Source organism: Pseudomonas sp. EGD-AK9, from assembly GCF_000465935.2.
GTDB lineage: Bacteria > Pseudomonadota > Gammaproteobacteria > Pseudomonadales > Pseudomonadaceae > Aquipseudomonas.
Window position 1 is genome coordinate 1 of sequence record NZ_AVOF01000375.1, and the last position, 2,940, is coordinate 2,940.

A 2,940-nucleotide genomic window follows, 5' to 3' on the forward strand; every position below is an offset into this window, starting at 1 on the left:
AGCCAGCTGTCGCTCAACTACCTGTCGCTCAGCGAACGCGGCCAGGGCGCCGCGGCCCTGCGCGAGTTGCTGCGCCTGTACGGCGATCCGGCCGATTCGGCGCTGCAGTTGCAGATCGAGGGCCTGCGCGAGGTGCGCAGCAGCCCCTGCACGCGGCGCCTGCCGATGCCCGGGCCGATCGTGTTCGGTCGCGGCCTGGAGATCAGCCTGGAATTCGACGAGAACGCCTTTCGCGGCACCGGCGTATACCTGCTCGGCGCGGTATTCGAGCGCTTTCTCGCCCGTTACGTATCGATCAACAGTTTTACCGAAACGGTATTGCGCACCACCGAGCGCGGAGAGGTCATGCGATGGCAGGCACAACCGGGTCGCCGCCCGAACATCTGAGCGGCGCCGCCGAGATGGCCGCCGCGCCCTGGAGTTACGACTTCTTCCAGGCGCTGCGCCGTATCGAATGCACGGCCGTGGCGCAGCCGCGCATCGGCCGTTCCGTGCGCCTGGCCGACGATCCGCTGCGCCTGGGCCAGCAGCCCGACTGCAGTTTCGCCCCGGCGACCCTGGCCAGCGTGCACCAAGGCCCGGTGCCGCGTATCGAACAGTTCTTCTTCGGCCTCACCGGCCCCAACGGGCCGCTGCCGCTGCACCTGACCGAGTACGCCCGCGAGCGCCAGCGCAACAATGGCGACGCCACCTTCAAGCGCTTTCTCGACGTCTTCCACCATCGCCTGCTGACCCTGTTCTACCGCGCCTGGGCCGAGGCGCGGCCCACCGTCAGCCACGACCGGCCAGACGACGACTACTGGTCGATGCGCCTGGCCGCCCTGTCCGGCCGCGGCATGCCCAGCCTGCTCGGCCAGGGCCCGCTGGCCGATTCGGCGAGCCTGCACTTCAGCGGCCACCTGGCCGCGCAGACCCGCTACCCGGACGGCCTGCGCAGCATCCTCGAAGCCTATTTCGAGGTGCCGGTGCGCATCGAGGAATACGTCGGCCAGTGGCTGCAGCTGCCGCAGTACAGCCAGGTCGGCGCGGCCGCCTGCACCCTCGGCAGCGACCTGTGCCTGGGCACCCACGTGTGGGATCGCCAGCACAAGTTCCGCATCCGTCTCGGCCCGTTGAGCCTCGAGCAGTACCAGCGCCTGCTGCCGGGCCAGGAGAACTTCGCCGAGCTGGCCGCCTGGGTCGCCGAGCACCAGGGCGACGAGTTGGACTGGGAGATCAACCTGGTGCTGCGCTGCCAGGAGGTGCCGCGCATCGACCTCGACGGCGGCACCCAGCTCGGCTTCAACACCTGGCTCGGCACCCCGTTGCACGACCCCGACGACCTCTCGCTGGTACGCGACTACGCCAGCCAATCCATCCCCGATTCGAGGAGCTGCGAACATGAGTGAGATCAGCCGCGCCGCGCTGTTCGGCAAGTTGAACAGCCTGGCCTACAAGGCCATCGAAGCCGCCACGGTGTTCTGCAAGCTGCGCGGCAACCCCTACGTCGAACTGGTGCACTGGCTGCACCAGATCCTCCAGCTGCAGGACTCCGACCTGCACCAGCTGGTGCGCCAGTTCAGCCTCGACCCGGCGCGCCTGGCCAAGGACATCACCGAGGCGCTGGATCACCTGCCGCGCGGTTCCACCTCGATCACCGACCTGTCCTCCCACGTCGAGGAAGCGGTCGAGCGCGGCTGGGTCTACGGCAGCCTGATGTTCGGCGAGAGCCAGGTGCGCACCGCCTACCTGATCGTCGGCATCCTCAAGACGCCGAGCCTGCGCCACGCGCTGACGGCGATTTCCCGCGAGTTCGACAAGATCAAGGTGGAGAGCCTGATCGAGCGCTTCGACGAGTATGTCGGCAACTCGCCGGAGAACGGCCTCGGCGCCAGCGACGGCTTCAACGCCGCCGGCGCGCCGGGCGAAGCCAGCGGCGCCATGGCTCCCAGCGCCATGGGCAAGCAGGAGGCGCTCAAGCGCTTCACCGTCGACCTCACCGAGCAGGCGCGCAGCGGCAAGCTCGACCCCATAGTCGGGCGCGACGAGGAGATCCGCCAACTGGTGGACATCCTCATGCGCCGCCGGCAGAACAACCCGATCCTCACCGGCGAGGCCGGCGTCGGCAAGACCGCGGTGGTCGAGGGCTTCGCCCTGCGCATCGTCGCCGGCGACGTGCCGCCGAGCCTCAAGGACGTCGAGCTGCGCGCCCTCGACGTCGGCCTGCTGCAGGCCGGGGCGAGCATGAAGGGCGAGTTCGAGCAACGCCTGCGCCAGGTGATCGAGGACGTGCAGAGCTCGCCCAAGCCGATCATCCTGTTCATCGACGAGGCCCACACCCTGGTCGGTGCCGGCGGCGCGGCCGGCACCGGCGATGCCGCCAACCTGCTCAAGCCGGCGCTGGCCCGCGGTACCCTGCGTACCGTGGCGGCCACCACCTGGGCCGAATACAAGAAGCACATCGAGAAAGACCCGGCGCTGACCCGGCGCTTCCAAGTGGTGCAGGTGGACGAGCCGTCCGAGCATAAGGCGATCCTGATGATGCGCGGCGTGGCCTCGACCATGGAGCAGCACCACAAGGTGCAGATTCTCGATGAGGCGCTGGAGGCCGCGGTCAAGCTGTCGCACCGCTATATCCCGGCGCGCCAGTTGCCGGACAAGTCGGTGAGCCTGCTGGATACCGCCTGCGCCCGCGTCGCCATCAGCCTGCACGCGGTGCCGGCCGAGGTGGACGACAGCCGCCGGCGGATCGAGGCGTTGGAAACCGAGCTGGCCATCATCGCCCGCGAACAGGCCATCGGCATCGCCATCGGCAGCCGTCAGAGCGACGTGCAAGGCGCCCTGGCCGAGGAGCGCGAGCGCCTGGCCGCCCTGGAAAGCCGCTGGAGCGAGGAAAAGGCCCTGGTCGACGAGCTGCTGGCGACCCGCGCCAGCCTGCGCGCCGCCGCCGAAGCGGTGGAC

The 2,940-nt window shown here is 69.2% G+C and carries 3 protein-coding genes; all 3 read left to right on the forward strand.

The genetic code is table 11. The features are described 5' to 3' along the window. On the forward strand, positions 1-387 hold a 387-nt coding region (locus N878_RS16705), incomplete at its 5' end, for a type VI secretion system baseplate subunit TssF (RefSeq protein ID WP_031303321.1). After that, positions 351-1,388 carry a type VI secretion system baseplate subunit TssG gene (tssG, locus tag N878_RS16710; RefSeq protein ID WP_021444751.1) on the forward strand — a complete coding sequence of 346 codons (1,038 nt, stop codon included), beginning with the start codon at positions 351-353 and terminating at the stop codon, positions 1,386-1,388. The genes N878_RS16705 and tssG, both read left to right, overlap by 37 nt. Beyond that, the coding region (locus N878_RS16715) for an AAA family ATPase (protein ID WP_021444752.1) at positions 1,381-2,940 on the forward strand (1,560 nt) is incomplete at its 3' end. The genes tssG and N878_RS16715, both read left to right, overlap by 8 nt.